The organism is Gracilimonas sp. B-17 (assembly GCF_056857935.1).
Genome location: NZ_JBSXOA010000012.1, coordinates 405,550 through 426,250 on the forward strand (window position 1 = coordinate 405,550; position 20,701 = coordinate 426,250).

Consider the following 20,701-nt stretch of genomic DNA (forward strand, 5'->3'; position numbering starts at 1 on the left):
AACACTCACATCATGCGAAGACTACTTATTGCCGGTAACTGGAAGATGAATTGCGGACCATACGATGCCGCTGAATTGTTGGAAGGTCTGAAAGAAAAGAAATCAGAGATCGATGAAAATGTGGATGTGTTGGTTTGTCCTCCCTTCGTTTCCATTGGAATGGCAGTGAAGTACTTATACGATACTGATATTCAGGTGGGAGCGCAGAACCTGCACTTTGAGGAAAACGGAGCTTACACCGGAGAGATCAGTGGCAGTATGCTGGCCGAAAGTGGATGCAATTATGTGATCATTGGTCATTCTGAGCGACGCCAATATTTCGGAGAAACAGATGCCACGGTCAATAAACGAGTTCACAAAGCCATTGAGCACAAATTAGCTCCCATTGTTTGTGTAGGTGAAAGCCTGGATCAGCGAAAATCTGACGAGCACTTTGGACTTGTTAAGAATCAGGTGGTTGCAGCTCTACACAATGTATCAGAAAAGGATGTACTGGATGTTGTGATCGCTTATGAACCTATCTGGGCCATTGGAACCGGTGAGACTGCCACTCCGGAACAGGCACAGGAAATGCACGAGCATATACGTACGGTCCTCGCAGAACTTTATGATAAAGATACAGCAGAGCAGATCAACATTCTTTACGGTGGAAGTATGAAACCCGGTAATGCCAATGAGTTGTTAAGCCTGCAGGATGTTGATGGAGGACTTATCGGTGGTGCTTCCCTGGATGCCGACAGTTTCTCTGAGATCATAACCATAGCTGAAGACCTGGCCTGAGCCATGAAATATAACGTACTTCTGATCGGCAGCGGTGGGCGCGAACATGCGCTGGCCTATGCCATTTCTGAATCTCCCCAATTAAATAAATTATTCATTGCTCCCGGGAATCCGGGTACTGCTCAAACCGGTGAAAATGTGACCCTTGATGTATCCGATCAGGCTGCAGTATGGACATTCATTCAGAATAATGAGATCGATATTACGGTCGTTGGTCCAGAGCAACCCCTGGTGGATGGAATGGCTAATTTTCTGGAAGCTAAAGGTCATGCGGTTTTTGGTCCCAAACTTCAGGCTGCTATGCTTGAGGGAAGTAAGGAATTTGCCAAGGAATTCATGGAGCGGCACAATATCCCGACGGCCGGTTATCGTGTATTCGATCAGGAAAATTTTGACAAGGCTGCTGAATACATCAAAGAACAGGGAAAATATCCTGTGGTTCTAAAAGCAGACGGTCTTGCAGGTGGGAAAGGTGTTTTTATTCCTGAAACGGAAGAAGAAGCCCTTGAGGTACTGGAAGAACTCAAAAGCAGTGATTCACTCAAAAAGGCAGCCAGTCGGTTGGTGATCGAGGAATTCATGGTGGGTGAGGAGGCTTCCGTATTCGCCATTTCTGACGGCACATCATGGAAGGTGATTGGAAATGCCCAGGATCATAAGCGAATTGGTGAAGGTGATACCGGCCTGAATACAGGTGGCATGGGAGCCTATTCTCCGGCACCTGTGGTTACCGAAGAGATTCTGAAACGCGTTGAGAATGAGATCATCGAGCCTACCATAGCCGGAATGAAAGAGGAAGGTAATCCTTATTCAGGTATTCTTTATTGTGGTTTGATGATCACGCAGGAAGGGCCAAAAGTAGTGGAATACAATTGCCGTTTTGGGGATCCTGAATGCCAGGTTATTCTTCCCAGAATGCGATCTGACTTGCTGGATATTATCATAGCAACTACCCAAGAAAAGCTGGGTGAAACAGATATTCAATTTGATGATGAGGTGAGATGTTGTGTGGTGCTTGCCTCAGGGGGATATCCTGAATCCTATGAAAAAGGCAAAGAAATTACCGGATTGGATGAGGTGGAAAATGCCATCGTCTTTCATGCCGGAACCAAAGAAGAGGGTGGCAAGCTCTACACCAACGGGGGACGAGTATTGAACATCGTTGGTTCGGGTGCTGATCTCGAAACAGCTATTAAAAATACTTACGAAGAGGTCAAAAAAGTGCACTTTGATAAAGCGTACTATCGCTCCGATATAGGTGCCAAAGGGTTGAAGTACTGAATATTGAATACTGAATATCGAATAACGAACACTGAAGCTACACTTTTTAAAAAGGTATTCGATAGATATTCAGATGTTATAAAACCATTTCGAAATTCAGTATTCCCTGTTCGATATTCGATATTCATTTTAGCATTATTACTGAGCACAAATTATGCCTTCGCTCAGTCATTCCAAATGATCTATTCTGATCTGGATAATGCTGCCTCCCTATCCGTAACCCAAAATGCTATCTACATCGTTGAGCAAGGCAAAGATCGATTGTTGAAATTGGATCATACAGGTAAAGTACTGGATACGATTGGTGGAAGGGGAAGCGGAGACTATGAATTCAGTAAACCTGTGGATGTGGATGCCACCAACGGACTCAAGATCTTCATCACAGATCAAAATAACCGCAGGATCCAGGTGTTTGACCGGCGCGGACAATTTCTCAGCAGTATTAGTGAACATGCTACATTTGTGAATTCGCGGAGGTATCAGCCTGATCAGATATCAGTGAGCAGTTTAGGTGAAATTTATTTCTGGGACAAAGAATCCAGGTTGATCCGCCGTTATGATATGGATTACAATTATGAAGATGAACTTCGCATCAGTTCTGATATCAGAACGGTGGATGATCTTCAGGTTACATCAACAGAGATCCTTATTTTGGAGAGGGCATCTGATACTGTTCACAGGCTTTCGCCCAACGGTGGTTATTCCGGATTCTATCCGATCAAGGGTATTGAAGCATTTTATGTTAATGAAAAAGGCTTGTGGCAGGCATTTGAAGATCGAGTTTTATTAGAACATGAAAACGCTGAATTACAAGAATTCGATTTTGGAAAAATAGTGCGACCAATAGATATGCATGTTCAATCCGGCTCAATTTTTATTTTGACGAGGAGCGACTTATATAAGATCGAAAGTGGATCAAGATGATCACCCCTGATCACATATTTGATGAACAATCAAGCTTTGAACAAAAAGCCTTACGGGTTTTTAAATATCAGAGAACAAATAACCCGGTTTATAAACGCTTCTTTAATGCTTTGGGTATCAAAGAACCTGCTTTTGCAAGTGACATCCCATTGCTACCGATACAAGCCTTCAAGGATGCGGATGTCGTCACTGCTTTAGATCATTCAAAATTTAAAATTCAAAATTTAAAATTTTTCCAAAGTAGTGGAACGACGGGAATGGTAAGAAGCCGGCATTACATTCAGGATCCGGAGCTGTATCAGCGATCCATCATTCAAGGAATGCAGCAATTCTATGATCTGGAGGAGTATGTGATCTGGGCATACACACCGGGGTATAACTCTAACCCCAATTCCTCTTTGATCTGGATGCTAAATACTTTGATCAATAGGGATGAATCCGGTTTGAGTAAGTTTCTGGAATTGGGAGAACCACTGAATGAATCAGAACTCCGGGAGGTCCAAAGATCCGGAAAGAAATTGATGCTCTTCGGAGCCGCTTTCGGTCTGCTGGATATGCTTGAGAAATACCTCATTCAGTTACCGGAGGATAGTGTGATCCTTGAGACGGGCGGGATGAAAACCCACCGGCGGGAGATCACCAAGGAGCAATTACACAAGCAATTAGCTGAGGGGTTTGGACTTTCTGAATCTCAGATCCATTCCGAGTATGGCATGACAGAGTTACTCTCACAGGCTTATGCTCAAGGCAGTCTATGGTTTAAAAGTGTGCCATGGATGAAGGTTAGTATCCGCGATCCTAAAGCTCTTTTGAAGGAAGTACCATTGGGTGAAGAGGGACTGATCGGAGTGATCGATTTGGCGAATCTGTATTCCTGCTCCTTTATTTTGACCGGGGATAAAGGCATTCAAAAGGAAGACGGAGCATTTCAGGTGTTGGGACGGTGGAACCCACAGAATTTACGAGGTTGTAACTTTTTGATCGAAAAGGATTGAGTTGGATAAAAAAACATATCGACCATATGATAGGGGCCACAAAAAAATGGCTCGATCCTGAAAACTTAGATCTGCAGGATGTGGTCAGTAAAACCGTTTCTGAAGATTTATTCAGTATACAGGATATAAGACACCAGCTGGCCGTACTGCAAGGAAATATAGAAAACGGAGATATTCAGGAATGGGTAAAAAGAGCCGGTTTAAGTGATCAGCAGAATGCAAAAGGTAAAAAGGTACTCAGCCTGCATGCCGGTAATTTACCCCTCGTAGGATTTCAAACAGCGTTGGGAGTGATCCTCTCAGGAGCTGATTATTATGGAAAAATATCCCGCAAAGATCCTTATTTGCTATCGTCTTTTTTGGAGGAAATTCAACGTTCTGATCCTGATCAGAAGATCAGCTATTCAACGGATCTGAATAGTTTTGAGGACCTGAGAGCAGACAAGGTCATATTTGCTGGTTCTGAAGAATCGGTTTCGGATGTAAAGGCTGAGATCCAAAGACTTAAAGCCGCAAAACCTGATTCAAATTATATCATCCGGACGGCCAAGTTCTCAATGGCTTATCTGAGTGAATGGAATGTGGACGTCAGGCAAGACCTGACTGAGGCCATGCTAAGGTATGGAGGAAAAGGATGTCGCTCGGTGGCGGTGATCGTAGCTCCCTTTGGTTTGAATGAGGTAAGAGAGGAACTGAAGCAGGCGATAAGATCCTTTTGGAATCAAAATCCACAACTCCAAAAACCTGCAGGCGATCTCAAGTATCAGTTTGCCTATAACGAGGGCATACAGCGAGATCAGCTTTGGCTGAATGATTTCCTGATACAGGAAACGGAAGAACTTCCGGACACAGACTTTACGGTCAATTGGGTGAATGGGGGTAAGGATACAGTTAGAGACCTGAGAATCTCGTTTGGTCAAATGGTACAGACGGTATACACATGTGGGGAAGATATTCAGGGATTGGATACGGAGCCATTAGGGATGGCTCAAAGCCCACCACTATATTGGAAACCGGATGGGGTGGATGTGATTCTTAAATTAATGATGATAAATAAATAACAGATTTTACTAATCTACCAAGACCGAATTTTTTGAGATGGTAAGGTTAATTCAGTTTCTACACCATCAACTACTGCAGTTAACCATAACCGAAAATCATCCTTATGGTTGTATTCAAACACTATTTCTCCTGAATTTTTACTGGTACTGTGAATTTTTTGCATTGGGAGAAATGGTTCACGTTCAGGAATGAAAGATGAATAAGAAAGTTCGGCAGGATCCCAATAGACATTTAGTGTGCTATACCAACAATTACCAGTCCAATCAATAGTGACCTCTTTTGCATTTCTATCAAATTTAAAGGTGAGCCCATCTGGAACAAAGAACTTTTTATTGTTGATAGTTTGTATACACCCATTTTTTGAAAAATCAATAGGGACGTATTCACTTTTTCCAACTTTTGGAGTTGATTCGTTATACAGCTTAAAGTGAAGTTTATTTATATCGTTAGTATCAAGATTTGATAATAGAATGGAGTTAGTTCTATCATGTTCTTCATGTAATGATAAATGATTGCCGCCTATATATTCATATTCATTATCATTTAATTTTTTTGCAATTTCTACATAATCACTTCTCATGTAATTATTTTTCCAACTAAGATTATATTCATCACCAGATATATGCTCTAAATTAAAATCAAAAAGCAATTGATTTATACTCACAGAATCAGGTTGTGAGAAAAGAGTATCTCCATCTAGAATATGATACATTTGAACTTTAAATTCAGTATTTAAATATGGCAAGTAGTCAATATGAAGTGAGAAAACTCCCCAATTTTCCATTTGTGATCTTGAAACATCTTTATATCTTTGAAATTGTTTTTCAGTGCCCATTTCTATTATTGCTCCATCAAAAGGATAACCGAGGTCAGGTTGCCAAAAAAGTTTTGACATTTCTTGAATCAGTATACCTTATTATTTGGAATGATTTAACAGGACGTACTCGATAATCAGGGCTGTTAGGATCATTTCCTCCTGGACTAAAAGTGGGGAGCTCTTTGCAACTAATTGCACAGATAATAACTATTATTATTTTTAGAATATGTTTTAAGTGCATTAAAAGTCTATTCTGTATGTTAAATGTAATGTTGGGTGATCATTAATTAACAAAGAGCTTAAATTTAATTTTGGAAAATTTCTTGAATCACCTGGATATCCGTCTTTTGGTTTTAAAAAACTATGAACTGTAGAAATTATATATATACTAGCAATTCCTAAGGAATAGGCTGTAATTTTTTTATTTAATCTATCCATATCATCTAAAGTGGACAAAGCCTCTTGTTTATAATTCAAAGCTTCAGAGAGTGAACTTGCTGCAAGGTATTTCGAATTAAATTCATCAAATAAGTCCTGTTTGTTGTTATAATTTTTATTTGATAGAAGAAGTGCAGAAGTAGCACCAATCAGTGTGGTATAGGTCAGAGATGCATGAATGTATTGACCATTTAAAAGGTAGCCCACACCAGGAATAAGGCGTTGGAAATGTTTATTTTTATGAGGGTTTTCGTTATAACGATTTATCTGAGTAACATTAAAGCTATTCACTGTTATCTTTTTATTCAAAGAGCCATATTCAGGATGCTCTATGCGTAACTGATGAGTTCCGGGTATCAGTAATGCACTGGTAGTGTGTTGCCCAACACGTCTTCCATCAATGTATATAATGGATTTCTCATCAGTTGAAATAAACAAGTTAGTTTGATTGACAATGGTTTGGTAGGAACTCTTTGGTTGCTTTGGAAATGCATTGAAGATTCGCCTTACCGTTGTTTCGCCAACTTTAGCATTGAATGTAAAATTTTGATCATTTATTGTTTCCCAAACTACAGATACATGATGCATTCCTGAATCTACTTGTATACTATCACCTCTATTTATTAGATGAGGATTTTTAAAATCTTTATCCAGAACCACATAATACTGTTCAAGATCTGCGATTACTTTTAACCAGGAACTAGATGAGTCTTGCTCTTGTGCAATGACGTTTTCTGCCATAAAGATTTGGAAAATAAGTAATGGTAAGAATGTGAGAAGATATACCCGAAATGAAAAAATCATTCTTAAAAAATAGATGCTTATGTTTCGAGTAGAATAGTAAATTCAAGCCAAACTATAAACTGAAAATTTAATAGCATCAGGTTAAAGGTATAATCTTAAATCAAAATTAATAACCTAAAACTAGATGATATCAAATAATATATCGTAAAAAAATAGGTATAAATAGTATGATGCAAGGATGCAATGAAACCCGTTAAATGAGCCTTTTTAGATACTGTTCCCACGGATAAATCCGTGGGTTATGGTTTAATGTTATTCGTTTTAGTCACTCTGATTTCACAATGTTGTCAGATAGGTTAAAGTATTTTTTAAAATGCCAAAATGTTTCAGTCAGGACTATTGTAATTAAATCATCCGGAAAAACCATTTCAATGGTTTCAATAATGGCTTATCTTTGGGGTTCGCAATAGAAGAAACTTTCAAATATTCATCAATGCATTCCTACAAGCCGGAAAAGATCGAGTCCAAATGGCAAAAGTACTGGCTCGAGAAAAAGACCTTCAAAACCCCAACTGATACTACCAAGCCAAAGTATTATGTATTAGATATGTTTCCGTATCCCAGTGGGGCAGGATTGCATGTTGGGCACCCGGAAGGTTACACAGCAACGGATATCATCTCTCGCTACAAGCGGATGAATGGGTTCAACGTATTGCACCCGATCGGATGGGATGCCTTTGGGTTGCCGGCCGAACAGTATGCGGTTAAAACCGGTACCCATCCCCGGATCACCACTGAAAAGAATATCAATAAATTCCGCGAGCAGCTTCAGGCGATCGGCTTCAGTTATGACTGGGATCGTGAGGTGAATACCACTGATCCGGATTACTACAAATGGACGCAATGGATCTTTCTTCAGCTTTACAAAAAGGGGCTGGCTTATGAAGATGAGGTAGCTGTGAACTGGTGTCCCGAGCTGGGAACCGTTTTGGCGAATGAGGAAGTCATTGATGGAAAAAGTGAGGTCGGCGGTCACCCCGTAGTTCGAAAGCCAATGCGACAATGGGTGCTGAAGATCACTAAGTATGCCGAAGAACTTCTGGAAGGGTTGGAAGACCTGGACTGGTCGGAATCCCTGAAAGACATGCAGCGTAACTGGATCGGGAAATCCATAGGTGCAGAGGTAGATTTTGAAGTGGATGGATATAACGAAGAACTCCGTGTCTTCACAACCCGCCCGGATACCATCTTCGGAGCCACTTATATGGTATTGGCCCCGGAACACCATCTGGTAGATAAGATCACCACGGAAGAGCAGAAAGAAGCGATCGAGAATTATAAGGAAGAAGCTGCCAAGAAGTCTGATCTGGAGCGACAGGAATTAAATAAGGATAAGACCGGAGCCTTTACAGGAGCCTATGCGGTCAATCCGGCCAATGGGAAAAAGATCCCGATCTGGATAGCGGATTATGTGTTAGCCAGTTATGGAACCGGAGCCATCATGGCGGTACCGGGTCAGGATGAGCGTGATTGGGAATTTGCTGAGAAATTTGATCTGGAGATCGTTCGTACGGTTGAGACCCCTAAAGATTTTGAAGGAAAAGCTTATACCGGTGAAGGCCCGGCTATCAATAGTGATTTTCTTAATGGACTGGAGATAGAAGCCGCCAAGAAGAAGATCATCGCCTGGCTGGAAGAGAAGGGAGCGGGTAAGAAATCCGTGAATTATAAACTGCGAGACTGGCTGTTCTCACGTCAGCGTTATTGGGGTGAGCCGTTTCCGATCATTCATGTGGATGGAGATCATAAGGCATTGCCGGAATCAGAGCTGCCCGTCACCCTTCCCGAAGTGGATAAATATCAGCCGACCGGTGATGGGGAGCCACCATTGGCAAATGCCAAAGACTGGGTCAACACTACTGATCCCGAAACCGGAAAGCCGGCTAAGCGCGAAACCAATACCATGCCACAGTGGGCGGGATCCTGCTGGTATTACCTGCGCTACATCAGCCCGGAATTTGATGGGGGGCCTGTGGATCCTGACTATGAAAAATATTGGATGCCGGTCGACCTATACGTTGGTGGAGCCGAGCATGCGGTGCTTCACCTATTGTACGCCCGATTCTGGCATAAGGTGTTGTATGATATTGGTGTGGTCTCAACCAAGGAACCCTTTCAAAAACTGGTGAATCAGGGGATGATTCTGGGTGAAATGGAATTCACCGGTCCGGATGGTGAAAAGCTTTCAGATGATCAGGTCGAGAAAAAAGGAGAAGGCTTTGTCCTGAAAGGCACTGACACTAAGGTGGAAGCACGGGCTCATAAGATGTCCAAGAGTCGTGGAAACGTCATCAATCCCGATCATATCATAGAACAGTATGGAGCCGACTCATTGCGTCTCTACGAGATGTTTATGGGACCACTGGAGCAGGTGAAGCCATGGAGCACCAAGGGTGTGGAAGGGGTGAACCGATTCCTGAACCGGGTGTGGAGATTACTGGTAGATGAAGAAACCGGTGAGATCTCAGATAAGGTAAAAGAAATGGAAGCGACCAAAGAGCACCTGAAACCACTTCATGAAGCCATCAAAAAAGTAAGCGAGGATATAGAAAACTTGCGGCTAAATACAGCCATTTCGGCCTTGATGATCTTTGTAAATGAAGCCAATAACTGGAAGGAAATTCCGGAATCCGTAGCCAAAGAATTCATACAGATCCTGAATCCGTTTGCACCTCATATAACCGAAGAACTTTGGACCATGTTGGGGGAGGAGGAAACCATTGCTTATTCAGAATGGCCGGAATTCAATGAAGAATACCTTAAGGATGATACCGTAACCTATCCGGTACAGGTGAATGGGAAGGTCCGGGCAGATATTGAGGTAGATGCCGATAAAGCAAAAGATAAAGATTACGTACTTGGACTTGCCAAAGATGAGGAGAATGTAGCCAAATACCTTGAAGATGGGAACCTGGTGAAGGAGATCTTTGTACCGGGACGTATCGTGAATCTGGTGGTCAAATAATAACTCACAAAGGTGGGATGATGAGATTCAAAACACAGAGTCTGGTCTTACTGGCTCTTTTTTTCCTGAGCTGTGAAAGTGTAAGTGATCCACAGAGTGCTATAAACGAACTGGATACCACTTCTTACTATGCGGTTCAGGAAACGGAACTCATCTTTGATGTGCTTTCATATTATCCAAATGAAACACAGTTTTCTTTGGCTATCATCGATAGTTCAGGCACCCATTATTATGGTGCAAAGAGATCAAGTGATAGTCTCATTACGATAGAAAATAAAGGAAGTATTTTTGAGATCGGTTCAATTACTAAAGTTTTTACATCATCAGTTCTCGCCCATGAAGTCGTGTTAAATGGTTTGGATCCGGATGGATCTGTAAGTTCGGTTCTTGATTTTGAACTGAAGGATGACATCAATTTCACTTATAAGCAGTTAGCAAATCACACGTCTGGTTTGCCCAGAGTTCCGGGCGGATTTATCTGGAATGCTATTTTCAGTGCAGATAATCCCTACAAGAATTTTGATGAAGATAAGCTTAAGACCTATCTGTCTAAGGAAGTTGAGCTGGAGTACACATCCGGATCAGACCATTCTTACTCGAACCTGGGGGCAGGTTTTTTAGGTTATGTGTTGGAACGGGCTACGGGCCAAACTTACGAGGAACTACTCAGTGAACATATATTTATGCCACTGAATATGTCTAATTCCACCACCGAAAGGCAAAATATTTCTAACAATTTAGTAAAAGGGGTTGATCGCAGGGGTGATGAGGCTACAAATTGGGACCTGGGGTCACTCGTTGCAGCAGGTGGTATCTATTCATCGACTGAAGACCTTGTCAAGTACGCAAAGGCTCAAATCGATTCAACGAGTGAAGTCTATAATTATCAGAAGGAACCGACCTATACCATTAGTGAAGATCAGAAAATTGCACTCGGATGGTTTGTTATCAGAAGGGAAGATGGCAGTGATATTTTCTGGCATAATGGTGGAACCGGAGGATATCGTTCTTCAATGGCTTTAAATCCAGTTAATGGAACAGCAGTAATAGTTCTGTCCAATATTTCAGCAGGACATTCCAAAGCTTCCCTGATCGATAGGTTGAGTTTTGATCTACTTAGATTGGCTGATGGTCTCTCACCTATGGAACGGGATAGCAATTCAGACTCATAATCCTCAGTTCCTTTTTAAATAAAATTTTGTCAAAGGGAGCCGGAGGTTCAGGTATGCATTACAAACCATCAGTTTTAAACGAGTTTTAGTAAAAGAGTTATACTTTTTTTGCTATGTAGAATCCGTAGCTGATGTAATTTTTGTATTTCTTGTACATTTCGATCTCTGCTTTTTCAAGTTCAACAAGACCCCTGGCTGATTCAGAATGGCTATGTCTTTCCAGAAATGAATCAAATCTTGATTCCATTGGATCATAGTAGTTGTCAAGCCAGCATGACTCCGGCAATGCGAAATATCCAACAGGAGAGTAGCCGTTTTCTTCAAGCAAATTGATCTTAGAGGAAGCTGTGTCAATCTCAGGATATTCGTTACTCCAGTGCTTTTCAATTTCTTCAGGTCGGATGTCAGTGATCCAGGTAATTTCGCTTACCGCCAGATAACCACCGGGTTTCAGAAATTTTTTCCACTGTTTTATGCCATTCTCAAATCCCATTAAATAAATAGAACCCTCTGCCCATATCACATCAAATTCTCCTTCCTGAAAGGGCAGTTTCTTCATGTCAGCTTTAAGGGTTTTAATTTTATGATCTACCCCAAGTTCTTTTGAATGGCTTTCCAGTTTTTCAAGGAAATCAGGAAACAGATCTACCGCAATTAAATTTCCATTCAGGTTTTGAGCCAGAGTAAGAGTTTGAGCTCCTGTACCACAACCGATATCAGCTATTTGGAGTGTATTATCATTCATTAAGGGTATAAAGCTTAGAGCTTTCATGGTCTCATTGGAACTTCCCGGCCCTTGCCGTTCAGCGCCTTTATGGAAGTCTATCAGTAGTTCAAGCTCTTCTTCGGTCATACAATTAGGCGTGATTCAGGTTATGGTGATATATAATAAAAAAGCCTGTCCGAAAATTTCGAACAGGCTTTAAAATTTAGAGTATTTGTCAATATTTCCTATCGATCCTCAACGGGTACCCAATCAAGGTGTTTTTCACCAACATAGAGGGCACGTGGACGGATGAGGCGGTTATTGGCAGCCTGTTCCATAAAGTGACCGGTCCAACCTGAAACCCGACTCATGGTAAATATACAAGTATAAAGATCAGGCTGAATTCCTATGGAGTAGTATACCGTTGCCGAAAAGAAATCCACATTAGGATCAATATTTTTTTCGCTTTTCATAGTGTTCAGCATATCCATCGACCACTCATATAATTCCTCATGACCGGTCTCTTCAGACAGATCCTTTGACATTGTTTGAAGTAATCTGGCGCGTGGATCAAAGGTCTTATATACACGGTGCCCAAATCCTGAGATCTTCTCTTTATTAGCTAGTTTCTTTTTAGTGAACTCAACAGCATCGGCAGTATCCGGATCTTTATCGAGCTCAAGTAGTGTGTTCATTACGGCTGTATTGGCTCCTCCATGAAGGGGACCTTTGAGCGCTCCGATCGCTCCGGTTACTGCGGAATACATGTCAGATTGTGTGGCGCAGATAGTTCGGCAGGTGAAAGTTGAAGCATTCATACCATGCTCGGCGTGCAGGATCAGGCAGAGATCCATGGTTTTTTCAGCTTGCTCACCCGGTTTCTCTCCATTAAGCATGTACAGAAAGTTAAAGGCTGTACTTCCCTCATTAAGTGGGGCAACCACTTCTTTTCCGTGGCGAACACGGTCGAAGGCCGCTATGATGCTTGGGATCTTGGCTGTAATGGCAATGGCCTGACCTTCAAAAAGAGTAGGATCGTATTTTCCTTTGGTATCGTCGAAGTCAGCCAGCATAGATACAGCTGTTCTGAGAACGGCCATAGGTTCAGCATCCTTATCAGTGGTATTTATATAATCCAGTATTGGTTGCGGAAGCTCACGGTTCTCTATCAATAATTTCTTGAGGCTCTCGAGTTCTTTAGCATTCGGAAGGCGATCATTCCATAGAAGGAAGCAGACTTCCTCAAAGGTTGCATTTTCAGCCAGTGTATCAATAAGATACCCGGAATAGATCAATTCACCTTTTTGTCCATCGATGAAGCTTTTAGTCGTAGAAAATGCTACGATACCATCTAGTCCTCTGTTAATATGCGGATATTCTTGCTCGTCAAAGCCTGTATGAATGCCTTCTGACATTGTTACTCCAAATTTTATTGTTAAAGATGTAGTACTCGATAAGAGCCAACTTAACGCTGTTAACGAATTTCACTTCCACAACGTTTTAAGCCGGTACGAATTTTTCCTGTTCTCTTTTTGAGAAGGGCATCGAATATAGTAAAACCGACGCACAATTTTAAGTCAAAAAGTTTTAAACTATTGTAATGATACAGGTTTATTTGAAGAATATATGAAGTGCCGCCTGATATCAGATTAAAGCGCTACTTCCGTTTCGCTTCATTCCAATAGAGATCCATTTCTTCAAGGGTGGCATCTTTTAAAGCTTTGTCATCCTGCTTCAATTTTTCTTCTATATACCTAAACCGATGCTCAAACTTGTTATTGGTTTTTCGAAGACTATCTTCTGCATTCAAATCAAAGTATCTGCTTACATTCACCAATGAAAATAGTACGTCACCAAATTCATTAGAAAGCTCATCCTGATCACCAGCTTCCAAAGCCTGACGAAATTCCTGAAGTTCTTCATCCAGTTTTTCCCAGGCCAGTTTCCATTCCGGCCAATCAAACCCAACATTTGCAGCTTTCTCCTGCATTCTTTGGGCTCTTATAAGAGCAGGTAGGTGAGCGGGTAAACCATCTAAGGTAGATTTCTTACCTTCTTTCAGCTTGATGTTTTCCCAGTTCTCTGATACTTGTTCCTCACCGTCAACTTTGGTATCTCCAAAAACATGAGGATGGCGGCGGATGAGCTTTTCCATCAGGGTGTGGATCACATCTCCAATGTCAAAAGTATCAGTCTCGCTGGCCATTTTGGAGTGGAACACTACGTGAAGCAAGAGATCCCCGATCTCTTTTTTAAACTCATCGAAGTCATTGTCATCAAGTGCTTCTATGGCCTCATAGGCTTCCTCAATAAGATTATCCTTAATAGATTCATGGGTTTGTTTGCGATCCCATGGACATTCTTTTCTGAGAATAGAAACAAGTTCAACTAGGTCTTCAAACTTCCGGCTGGGCTGCATAGTAATTAAAAATTCAAGATGAAAAATTCAAAATGGAAGGTACTAATCTTTCATTTTGAATTTTGAATCTTTAATTTTTTTTAGGTTTTTTTCTTCTTTTTCTGAGCTGCCGGGAAGAGGATATTATTAAGGATCAAACGGTAACCGGGGCTGTTTGGATGTAAAGCAAGATCTGTGGGAGGGTCGTTTACGCGATGCGTATAGTCTTCAGGATCGTGACCGGCATAGAAAGTGAAGGTGCCGTTACCGTAATTTCCATGCAGGTACTTGACTTGTTCACGCCCGGGGGCTTCCCCAAGAATCACAACGGATGATTTCACCTTGTCTTTTTGAAAGGCAGTGGTTTGGCCGTAAAATCCTCTTACACTGCTCACATGATTTTGTGTTAGCATGGTCGGAACGGGATCCCATTTAGCTGAAAACTCAAAGAGTGTAAAAAAATCGAGAGACTGATCGACTCTGTTTATTGAGACAGGAACATCGATATCCGCGTGTTCGTATTCGGATGGATTCGTTTTTAGCTGGAAATTTTCGAAGGCAAGGGATTTACTGAAATCCAGTTTTTGCTGAGCTTCCGGATCCACCGGGTCTCCATCAAATTGTTCAGGAGCAATATCGATTCCTTCTGCTGCAAGAGCAATATCAAAGGTATCCGTTCCTGAACACATGGCAAATAGAAATCCTCCATTTCCCACATAGCGCTTGATAGTTCGTGCAACTTCTTTTTTTTGTTCACTGACCGATGAGAACCCAAGCTTTGAGGCCATAGCTTCCATTTCCTTTACTTGCGCTATATACCATGGCATGCTTTTATAGGTTGCCCAGAATTTTCCATACTGTCCGGTAAAATCTTCGTGGTGCAGGTGTAACCAATCATATTCATCCAGTTTTCCTTCCAAAACCTCTACGTCCCAGATCTTGTCATATTCAACTTCAGCATAGGTCAACGCAAGGGTAACGGCATCATCCCAGGGCAGGGCCTGATCGGGAGTATATACTGCGATCTTCGGTGCCTTTTCCAAAGGGACCACAGCTGTGTTGCTGCTGTTACTTTCTACTTCAGTTATGAGGCGATTAACTTCAGCCGGGCTCAACGTTTCAAATGAAACATTACGAAGGCGACTTTTACGAATGATGTCATTTTCAGCCGGTACCAAAAAACTTCCACCGCGATAATTCAGCAACCATTGTGCATTGTACCCATCAACTATGTGATTGAAAACCACTCCGTAAGCTTTGAGGTGGTTGCTCTGTGATGCGTCCATTGTAATTAGTACCTGTTGCTGAGCCTGAACGGTCATGAAAGGGACAACGCAAAAAAGTAATATTGAGAGTAACTTGATCTTCATGGTTGTTCAGGAATTTTTTTTATTGGAAATTTTGGTGAGCCGATCACGGGCATAGGGTGCATAAAAACCATTGGGGTAGGTCAGGATCAGCTCCTCATATATTTCATCAGCATTTTGAGTGACATTATCAGAACTTGCTCTTATTTGTTCAGCCAGGACAGCTTTTTCCCATAACAGTTTTTCCTTTATGGGAGAGTCATTGCCAGTGGATAAAAATTTATAAAGGGTCTCATATTTTTCCACTGCTTTAACATGTTCTGATTGTACATAGAAGAGGATAGCGTCATCTTTTAAAGTCAGGAATCCCGGATCATTGATGATCTGAGAAAATACTTCTGCACCTTTTTTGGTCTGTCCGTTGTTTTTTAAAAATACGGCCTCAGAAAAAGCACTTAGATTCGAGCCTGTGCTATCTATAGAAAGTCCATCTTGCAGCCACAGGCGTAACTCAATGGCATCATTGGCATAATACGATGTGTTATTTCTACCCAATGATTTCAATTGTATGGTGGCAAACTCAAAATCACCTGCATAAAAGTCAGTTAATGCCAGAAAGTAGCGCGTTTTTTCAGCTATCTCTCCGATCTCAGCCATTTTATTAGATCGTGTGAGTTGTATCCTGGCTTGTGGAAATTCCCGTTTACTGATGTGAATTCTACCTTTCAGATAGGGAATTTCAGGTCTTTGAGTGTTACCTGAGGTTGATATGAGCTTTTCCAGTGAATTTTCAGCCGTATTCAGGTTAAAGACATGATCTAAAGCGAGTTCAGCCTTCCTTAGATGAACATAACTCATTCTGCTGTAACTGTTTGTTTCTGATTCAATGGAGTCCAACATGTCCATAGATAGGTTATATAGACTATCGCTGTTCATTTGCAGGTCAAGGCTGAAATCATCCAGGTATTTTGCCCATTTGGAATAAGTTACAGACAACTCTTCAAGGCTTCGCCATCTCAATTCACCAAAGGAGTTTTCTGTATAAAACTTAAAGGCATCGATGGCGAGCTCAAACTCATTATTGTCAACAAGCTGGCGCCCCAGGTTGAATACTGAATAGTTATAGGTATTTGATCGATTTTCATATTCTTTTGCAGCAGCTAATGCTCTTCTATAGAGGTTGTTTTCCTGAAGCAACCAGATCTGAAGTTCATAATAGGTTTTATATATAGGGTTTGTCACAGATATATCTGAGAGTCGGTCATTCAGTTCTACAATGGTAATATCATAGAGTATTGGGTCATTATACCTCAACAGACTGCGCTGAATAAAGGTTATCTGATTTGGAGAATCCTCCAAAAGAGCCAGCCATTCATTTATGGCAAGTTCATATTCACCGGCCTGCATGTATGCATTGGCTATATCACCGAAAAATAAGCGATCGTTCTGAAATTGTATTCTGGCACTTTTATAGACGTCCACAGCCTCTAGGTATTCCCTGCGGTCGACCATTTTTCTTGCAGTATTGATATATAACTGAAACTGATTCTGGTTATTTGAGATGTTTGACGTCCAGATCTCAAGAGCTTTTTCCTCGTTTCCCATATAATGATTGAGCTCACCGATCTTTACTTTCACTTGTGAATCAAAATTAGGCTTTCCTACAAATTTCTGAGCGATCAATAAGCCCCGTTCATATTCTTTGACCTGAATCAGGCAGTCTATCAGGTGTTCTGCATATACGTAGATCTCAGGATCAGAGGTGTGAAGTTCTTCAAGGATCGGCAGGGCTTCAGAATACTGCTGCTGTTGGATAAGCCGCACAGCCAGTTGGTAATCGCTACGATTCTGAGCCTGTAAGTTCAATGAAAACAGTATGAATATCAGGGAAAATATATAGTAACGGTAAAGTTTCATCTACTGATCGTAAAGTTTATGGTCAGGTAAAAATTGCTTCATTTCTCTGTAAAAACGGTTCAGAGGAAATCCTACAACATTATAGTAGTCACCTTCGATCTTTTCTACAAAAAGGGCTCCAAGATCATCCTGAATTCCATATGCTCCGGCTTTATCCATAGGACTACCCCCTTTAACATACGCTATAATGTCGGACTCATCCAACGAGCTGAACGTCACTTTGGTCTTCTCATGAAATGTAAAACGGTTTGTGATCCTGCCACCTTCATCAGTTTTTACGAATCCCACTCCTGTATAGACAACATGAGTCGTTCCGCTAAGGTTCTTTAACATCTGTATTGCATCCTGCGAGTCCAGAGGTTTACCAAGGATGTTGTGATTGTGAACTACGATGGTGTCTGAGCCAATTACAAACGAATTTTTTTGGTTTTTAGCCACATCCAAGGCTTTTTTTTGAGCGAGCTCTTCTACAAGAAGAATAGGATCCGTTAGATCGGTTTCTTCAGAAACATCACTTGGTTTCACCTGAAACTTTAGACCGATCATTTCCAATAGTATTTTCCTTCTGGGACTTTGAGAGGCAAGAATGACCTGCATTTGCTGGTTTTGTGCTTTTGGGTTTATCAGATTATTAAATAACTTGGTCGGGCATTTACTCAAGTAATTTGAATTAATTTAAGCAAAAGAACATGGCAAAACGAAAAGCTAAAAAAACAGACGATCAACCGATGTTTTTTTCTGCCTACAACTACAAATTGATAGGTTTTGCAATACTGTTAATAGTAGGCGGGTTTACGGCTATGTACTTAGAGAATGAGGTTAATGGCTTTATTTCCTTGTTCATTTCCCCGATCGTGATCATGGCAGGTTTTATTTTAGTTATCTTCGCGATCATGAAACATGACAGAGACGAAAATTCGGCTTCAAGCAGCAGTTGATCTTGTGTTAGACCGATGGGTAAATATCTTTTTTTCCCTCTCAATAATCGTTGTATTCATTGTTTTTAGTGGGGCAGCCACTCATAAACTGATATTGATAGGGCTATCTCTTTCTTTTCTACTCACATTTACGGCTTTTCTGATCAACTGGCTCACGATAGATGGAGCTGTGTCAGCGACCATATTTGGAACAATTGCCTATGGGCTCGGTGGATCTTTGGGGGCCGGATTAGTACTCGCATTTTTTATATCAGGTTCTATACTCTCTAAAGATCAGGTCTCGGAGGAGGGGTTTTTGGAGAAGAAATTTCGAAGAGATGGTAAACAGGTTTGGGCCAATGGTTTTTGGTTTTGTTTGAGTTTGGTGATCTGGTTTTTAACAGATCAGTCAGAATACTTGGTGGCGGCTTCCGCTTCCTTAGCAGCAACAACATCTGATACATGGGCTACTGAGATCGGTTACCGTAGATTTCGGTCCAAAACACGCCTCATAACAACTTGGAAAAAAGTTGAACCGGGAACCGATGGAGGTATCAGCTTTTACGGTACTTTTGGCGGTCTGATAGGAGCAATATTCATAGGGGCTATGTATTGGATGCTTAGTGACGAAGGAAAATTGGCTGAGGTAGCAATTATATCTTCTCTCGGATTTTTAGGTTGTCTTGTGGATTCTTACATTGGCGCCCGCTATCAATATCAACAAATTGAACTTTTTGGATTCCGGTTATTTGGGATCGAAAAGTTTTATATAAGCAATAACATTGTAAACTGGATCTCAGCCGGGATCGCAGCGATCATAAGTTTCTTTATAATCTTAATTACTGGCATATGAAATGGTATAAAAAGTTACACTGGCAAATCATTATCGGTTTGGTTCTTGGATTGATCTGGGGACTGGTGGCAAATCTTGTCGGATTGAATGAATTCACACAAGAGTTTATAAAACCAATTGGCACCATATTTATAAAATTACTGGTATTGATTGCTGTACCGTTGGTGTTGGTATCATTGGTAACCGGTATCACTAGCCTGAATGACACAGCCAAATTATCTCGGATGGGACTTAAGACCGTGTTAATTTATGCTATTACAACAGTCTTTGCGATCAGCATCGGACTAGCCACAGTAAATATAATGAAGCCGGGAAAATCACTGCCGGTAGAAACCCGTGAGCAGTTACAAAGTACTTACAGCGAGTCGCTGGAAGGTAAAGATGAGGTTGCCATGGAGGTCATGGAACGTGGTCCGCTTGATTTCTTTGTGGATATTGTACCGGAGAACTTTTTTAGTGCTGCATCAGACAACTCCAATATGCTGCAGGTTGTATTTGTAGCGATTTTATTGGGTATTGGTATTATTCAGATAGGTGGCAAAAAAGCTGAAACACTTACCAGCTTTTTTGATGCCTTCAATGATGTGATCATCAGGATTGTGGAACTCATTATGCTTACAGCACCATACGGTGTATTCGCGCTTATGGCTTCATTGTTAATTGACCTTGCAGGAGATGATCTCGGTAAGGCATTAGAATTACTGTATGCCCTGGGTTGGTATTGCCTTGCTGTTATAATTGGTTTGACCATTCATGTGTTCGTTGTATATGCCAGTCTTTTCAAGGCAACGAGTAATATGAAATTGAGTACCTTCTTCAGAGCAATTCAACCTGCAATGTTGTTAGGATTTAGTACCAGCTCAAGTGCAGCTACTCTTCCTGTAACCATGGAGCGTGTAGAAAAGAACCTTGGAGTGGAAGATGAGGTAGCGAGTTTTGTTCTTCCGATAGGCGCCACGGTGAATATGGATGGAACCAGCCTGTATCAGGCAGTAGCAGCTGTATTCATTGCACAGGCACTTGGTATGGATCTTACACTTGTACAACAGCTAACAATTGTATTGACAGCCACAGCAGCTTCTATTGGTGCTGCTGGTGTACCGGGTGCCGGAATAATTATGTTGGTGATCGTACTCGAATCGGTTCAGGTTCCGACCGCCGGAATCGCTCTGATCTTAGGGGTAGACAGGATACTGGATATGTTCAGGACCATGGTCAACATTACCGGAGATGCAGCAGTATCGGTTGCTGTGGCCTCAACAGAGGGGCTTTTAGGTGAGGCTCACCTTGATGATTAGAATCTGAAAATTCAGCAAATTTTACATGAGTTTATGCCTGAAAATATGTTAATTACATAGACATTTT

At 41.4% G+C, this 20,701-nt stretch carries 18 protein-coding genes; 10 read left to right on the top strand and 8 right to left on the bottom strand.

Annotated features, from left to right (window positions below):
- Positions 1-12: 12 nt before the first annotated feature.
- The 5 genes from tpiA to AC13FX_RS10380 all read left to right on the top strand — a co-directional run bounded on the left by tpiA (position 13) and on the right by AC13FX_RS10380 (position 5,041).
- Positions 13-780 carry a triose-phosphate isomerase gene (gene tpiA / locus AC13FX_RS10360; RefSeq protein WP_482880504.1) on the top strand — a complete coding sequence of 256 codons (768 nt, stop codon included), beginning with the start codon at positions 13-15 and terminating at the stop codon, positions 778-780.
- 3 nt (positions 781-783) lie between these two features.
- On the top strand, positions 784-2,061 hold the full coding sequence (gene purD, locus AC13FX_RS10365) for a phosphoribosylamine--glycine ligase (RefSeq protein ID WP_482880505.1): 1,278 nt from the start codon (positions 784-786) through the stop codon (positions 2,059-2,061).
- Positions 2,062-2,238: 177 nt separating this feature from the next.
- On the top strand, positions 2,239-2,985 hold the full coding sequence (locus AC13FX_RS10370; protein WP_482880506.1) for an NHL repeat-containing protein: 747 nt from the start codon (positions 2,239-2,241) through the stop codon (positions 2,983-2,985).
- Positions 2,982-3,980: a LuxE/PaaK family acyltransferase gene (locus AC13FX_RS10375; protein ID WP_482880507.1), complete on the top strand. Its 999-nt coding sequence runs from the start codon at positions 2,982-2,984 to the stop codon at positions 3,978-3,980. Before AC13FX_RS10370 ends, AC13FX_RS10375 begins: the two co-directional genes overlap by 4 nt.
- Positions 3,977-5,041, top strand: coding sequence for an acyl-CoA reductase (locus tag AC13FX_RS10380; RefSeq protein WP_482880508.1), 1,065 nt, complete (start codon positions 3,977-3,979; stop codon positions 5,039-5,041). The genes AC13FX_RS10375 and AC13FX_RS10380 overlap by 4 nt, the downstream gene beginning before the upstream one ends.
- A 14-nt stretch (positions 5,042-5,055) precedes the next feature.
- Here AC13FX_RS10380 and AC13FX_RS10385 read toward each other — a convergent pair whose 3' ends face one another.
- The gene (locus tag AC13FX_RS10385) at positions 5,056-5,937 is read right to left on the bottom strand and encodes a hypothetical protein (RefSeq protein ID WP_482880510.1); all 882 of its coding nucleotides are present in this window, start codon (positions 5,935-5,937) and stop codon (positions 5,056-5,058) included.
- 162 nt (positions 5,938-6,099) lie between these two features.
- The gene (locus AC13FX_RS10390) at positions 6,100-7,038 is read right to left on the bottom strand and encodes a PEGA domain-containing protein (RefSeq protein WP_482880512.1); all 939 of its coding nucleotides are present in this window, start codon (positions 7,036-7,038) and stop codon (positions 6,100-6,102) included.
- 496 nt (positions 7,039-7,534) lie between these two features.
- Here AC13FX_RS10390 and leuS point away from each other — a divergent pair, with 496 nt between their 5' ends.
- Positions 7,535-10,066 carry a leucine--tRNA ligase gene (gene leuS / locus AC13FX_RS10395; RefSeq protein WP_482880513.1) on the top strand — a complete coding sequence of 844 codons (2,532 nt, stop codon included), beginning with the start codon at positions 7,535-7,537 and terminating at the stop codon, positions 10,064-10,066.
- A 17-nt stretch (positions 10,067-10,083) separates the two neighbouring features.
- Positions 10,084-11,238 carry a serine hydrolase domain-containing protein gene (locus tag AC13FX_RS10400; RefSeq protein ID WP_482880515.1) on the top strand — a complete coding sequence of 385 codons (1,155 nt, stop codon included), beginning with the start codon at positions 10,084-10,086 and terminating at the stop codon, positions 11,236-11,238.
- Between the two features lie 97 nt (positions 11,239-11,335).
- Here the strand turns inward: AC13FX_RS10400 and AC13FX_RS10405 are convergent, their stop codons facing one another.
- From AC13FX_RS10405 to AC13FX_RS10430, 6 genes are all read right to left on the bottom strand, one after another.
- Positions 11,336-12,091, bottom strand: a complete 756-nt coding sequence (locus AC13FX_RS10405; protein ID WP_482880516.1) for a class I SAM-dependent methyltransferase — start codon at positions 12,089-12,091, stop codon at positions 11,336-11,338.
- 98 nt (positions 12,092-12,189) lie between these two features.
- Complete coding sequence (locus tag AC13FX_RS10410) at positions 12,190-13,359, bottom strand: citrate/2-methylcitrate synthase (protein WP_482880517.1); 1,170 nt, start codon at positions 13,357-13,359, stop codon at positions 12,190-12,192.
- Positions 13,360-13,601: 242 nt separating this feature from the next.
- The gene (mazG, locus tag AC13FX_RS10415; protein WP_482880518.1) at positions 13,602-14,363 is read right to left on the bottom strand and encodes a nucleoside triphosphate pyrophosphohydrolase; all 762 of its coding nucleotides are present in this window, start codon (positions 14,361-14,363) and stop codon (positions 13,602-13,604) included.
- 80 nt (positions 14,364-14,443) lie between these two features.
- Positions 14,444-15,712, bottom strand: coding sequence for an asparagine synthetase B (locus AC13FX_RS10420; protein WP_482880520.1), 1,269 nt, complete (start codon positions 15,710-15,712; stop codon positions 14,444-14,446).
- Positions 15,713-15,718: 6 nt separating this feature from the next.
- Complete coding sequence (locus AC13FX_RS10425) at positions 15,719-17,566, bottom strand: tetratricopeptide repeat protein (protein ID WP_482880521.1); 1,848 nt, start codon at positions 17,564-17,566, stop codon at positions 15,719-15,721.
- On the bottom strand, positions 17,567-18,163 hold the full coding sequence (locus AC13FX_RS10430; RefSeq protein ID WP_482881667.1) for a Maf family protein: 597 nt from the start codon (positions 18,161-18,163) through the stop codon (positions 17,567-17,569). It abuts the gene before it with no gap.
- A gap of 92 nt (positions 18,164-18,255) precedes the next feature.
- Here AC13FX_RS10430 and AC13FX_RS10435 point away from each other — a divergent pair, with 92 nt between their 5' ends.
- Genes AC13FX_RS10435 through AC13FX_RS10445 form a run of 3 tightly spaced genes read left to right on the top strand, consistent with a single transcriptional unit; the run spans position 18,256 to position 20,634 of the window.
- Positions 18,256-18,504: a hypothetical protein gene (locus AC13FX_RS10435; RefSeq protein WP_482880522.1), complete on the top strand. Its 249-nt coding sequence runs from the start codon at positions 18,256-18,258 to the stop codon at positions 18,502-18,504.
- On the top strand, positions 18,467-19,336 hold the full coding sequence (locus AC13FX_RS10440; protein WP_482880524.1) for a DUF92 domain-containing protein: 870 nt from the start codon (positions 18,467-18,469) through the stop codon (positions 19,334-19,336). The genes AC13FX_RS10435 and AC13FX_RS10440 overlap by 38 nt, the downstream gene beginning before the upstream one ends.
- A complete protein-coding gene (locus tag AC13FX_RS10445) occupies positions 19,333-20,634 on the top strand; it encodes a dicarboxylate/amino acid:cation symporter (protein ID WP_482880525.1) in 1,302 nt (433 codons plus the stop codon). The genes AC13FX_RS10440 and AC13FX_RS10445 overlap by 4 nt, the downstream gene beginning before the upstream one ends.
- The last annotated feature ends 67 nt before the right edge of the window (positions 20,635-20,701 follow it).

Bases quoted from the DNA above. Each gene is read 5' to 3' on its own strand.
- tpiA (WP_482880504.1), top strand. From the start codon at position 13: ATGCGAAGACTACTTATTGCCGGTAACTGGAAGATGAATTGCGGACCA.
- purD (WP_482880505.1), top strand. From the start codon at position 784: ATGAAATATAACGTACTTCTGATCGGCAGCGGTGGGCGCGAACATGCG.
- AC13FX_RS10370 (WP_482880506.1), top strand. From the start codon at position 2,239: ATGATCTATTCTGATCTGGATAATGCTGCCTCCCTATCCGTAACCCAA.
- AC13FX_RS10375 (WP_482880507.1), top strand. From the start codon at position 2,982: ATGATCACCCCTGATCACATATTTGATGAACAATCAAGCTTTGAACAA.
- AC13FX_RS10385 (WP_482880510.1), bottom strand. From the start codon at position 5,937: ATGTCAAAACTTTTTTGGCAACCTGACCTCGGTTATCCTTTTGATGGA.
- AC13FX_RS10390 (WP_482880512.1), bottom strand. From the start codon at position 7,038: ATGGCAGAAAACGTCATTGCACAAGAGCAAGACTCATCTAGTTCCTGG.
- leuS (WP_482880513.1), top strand. From the start codon at position 7,535: ATGCATTCCTACAAGCCGGAAAAGATCGAGTCCAAATGGCAAAAGTAC.
- AC13FX_RS10400 (WP_482880515.1), top strand. From the start codon at position 10,084: ATGATGAGATTCAAAACACAGAGTCTGGTCTTACTGGCTCTTTTTTTC.
- AC13FX_RS10405 (WP_482880516.1), bottom strand. From the start codon at position 12,091: ATGACCGAAGAAGAGCTTGAACTACTGATAGACTTCCATAAAGGCGCT.
- AC13FX_RS10410 (WP_482880517.1), bottom strand. From the start codon at position 13,359: ATGTCAGAAGGCATTCATACAGGCTTTGACGAGCAAGAATATCCGCAT.
- mazG (WP_482880518.1), bottom strand. From the start codon at position 14,363: ATGCAGCCCAGCCGGAAGTTTGAAGACCTAGTTGAACTTGTTTCTATT.
- AC13FX_RS10420 (WP_482880520.1), bottom strand. From the start codon at position 15,712: ATGAAGATCAAGTTACTCTCAATATTACTTTTTTGCGTTGTCCCTTTC.
- AC13FX_RS10425 (WP_482880521.1), bottom strand. From the start codon at position 17,566: ATGAAACTTTACCGTTACTATATATTTTCCCTGATATTCATACTGTTT.
- AC13FX_RS10430 (WP_482881667.1), bottom strand. From the start codon at position 18,163: ATGCAGGTCATTCTTGCCTCTCAAAGTCCCAGAAGGAAAATACTATTG.
- AC13FX_RS10435 (WP_482880522.1), top strand. From the start codon at position 18,256: ATGGCAAAACGAAAAGCTAAAAAAACAGACGATCAACCGATGTTTTTT.
- AC13FX_RS10440 (WP_482880524.1), top strand. From the start codon at position 18,467: ATGACAGAGACGAAAATTCGGCTTCAAGCAGCAGTTGATCTTGTGTTA.
- AC13FX_RS10445 (WP_482880525.1), top strand. From the start codon at position 19,333: ATGAAATGGTATAAAAAGTTACACTGGCAAATCATTATCGGTTTGGTT.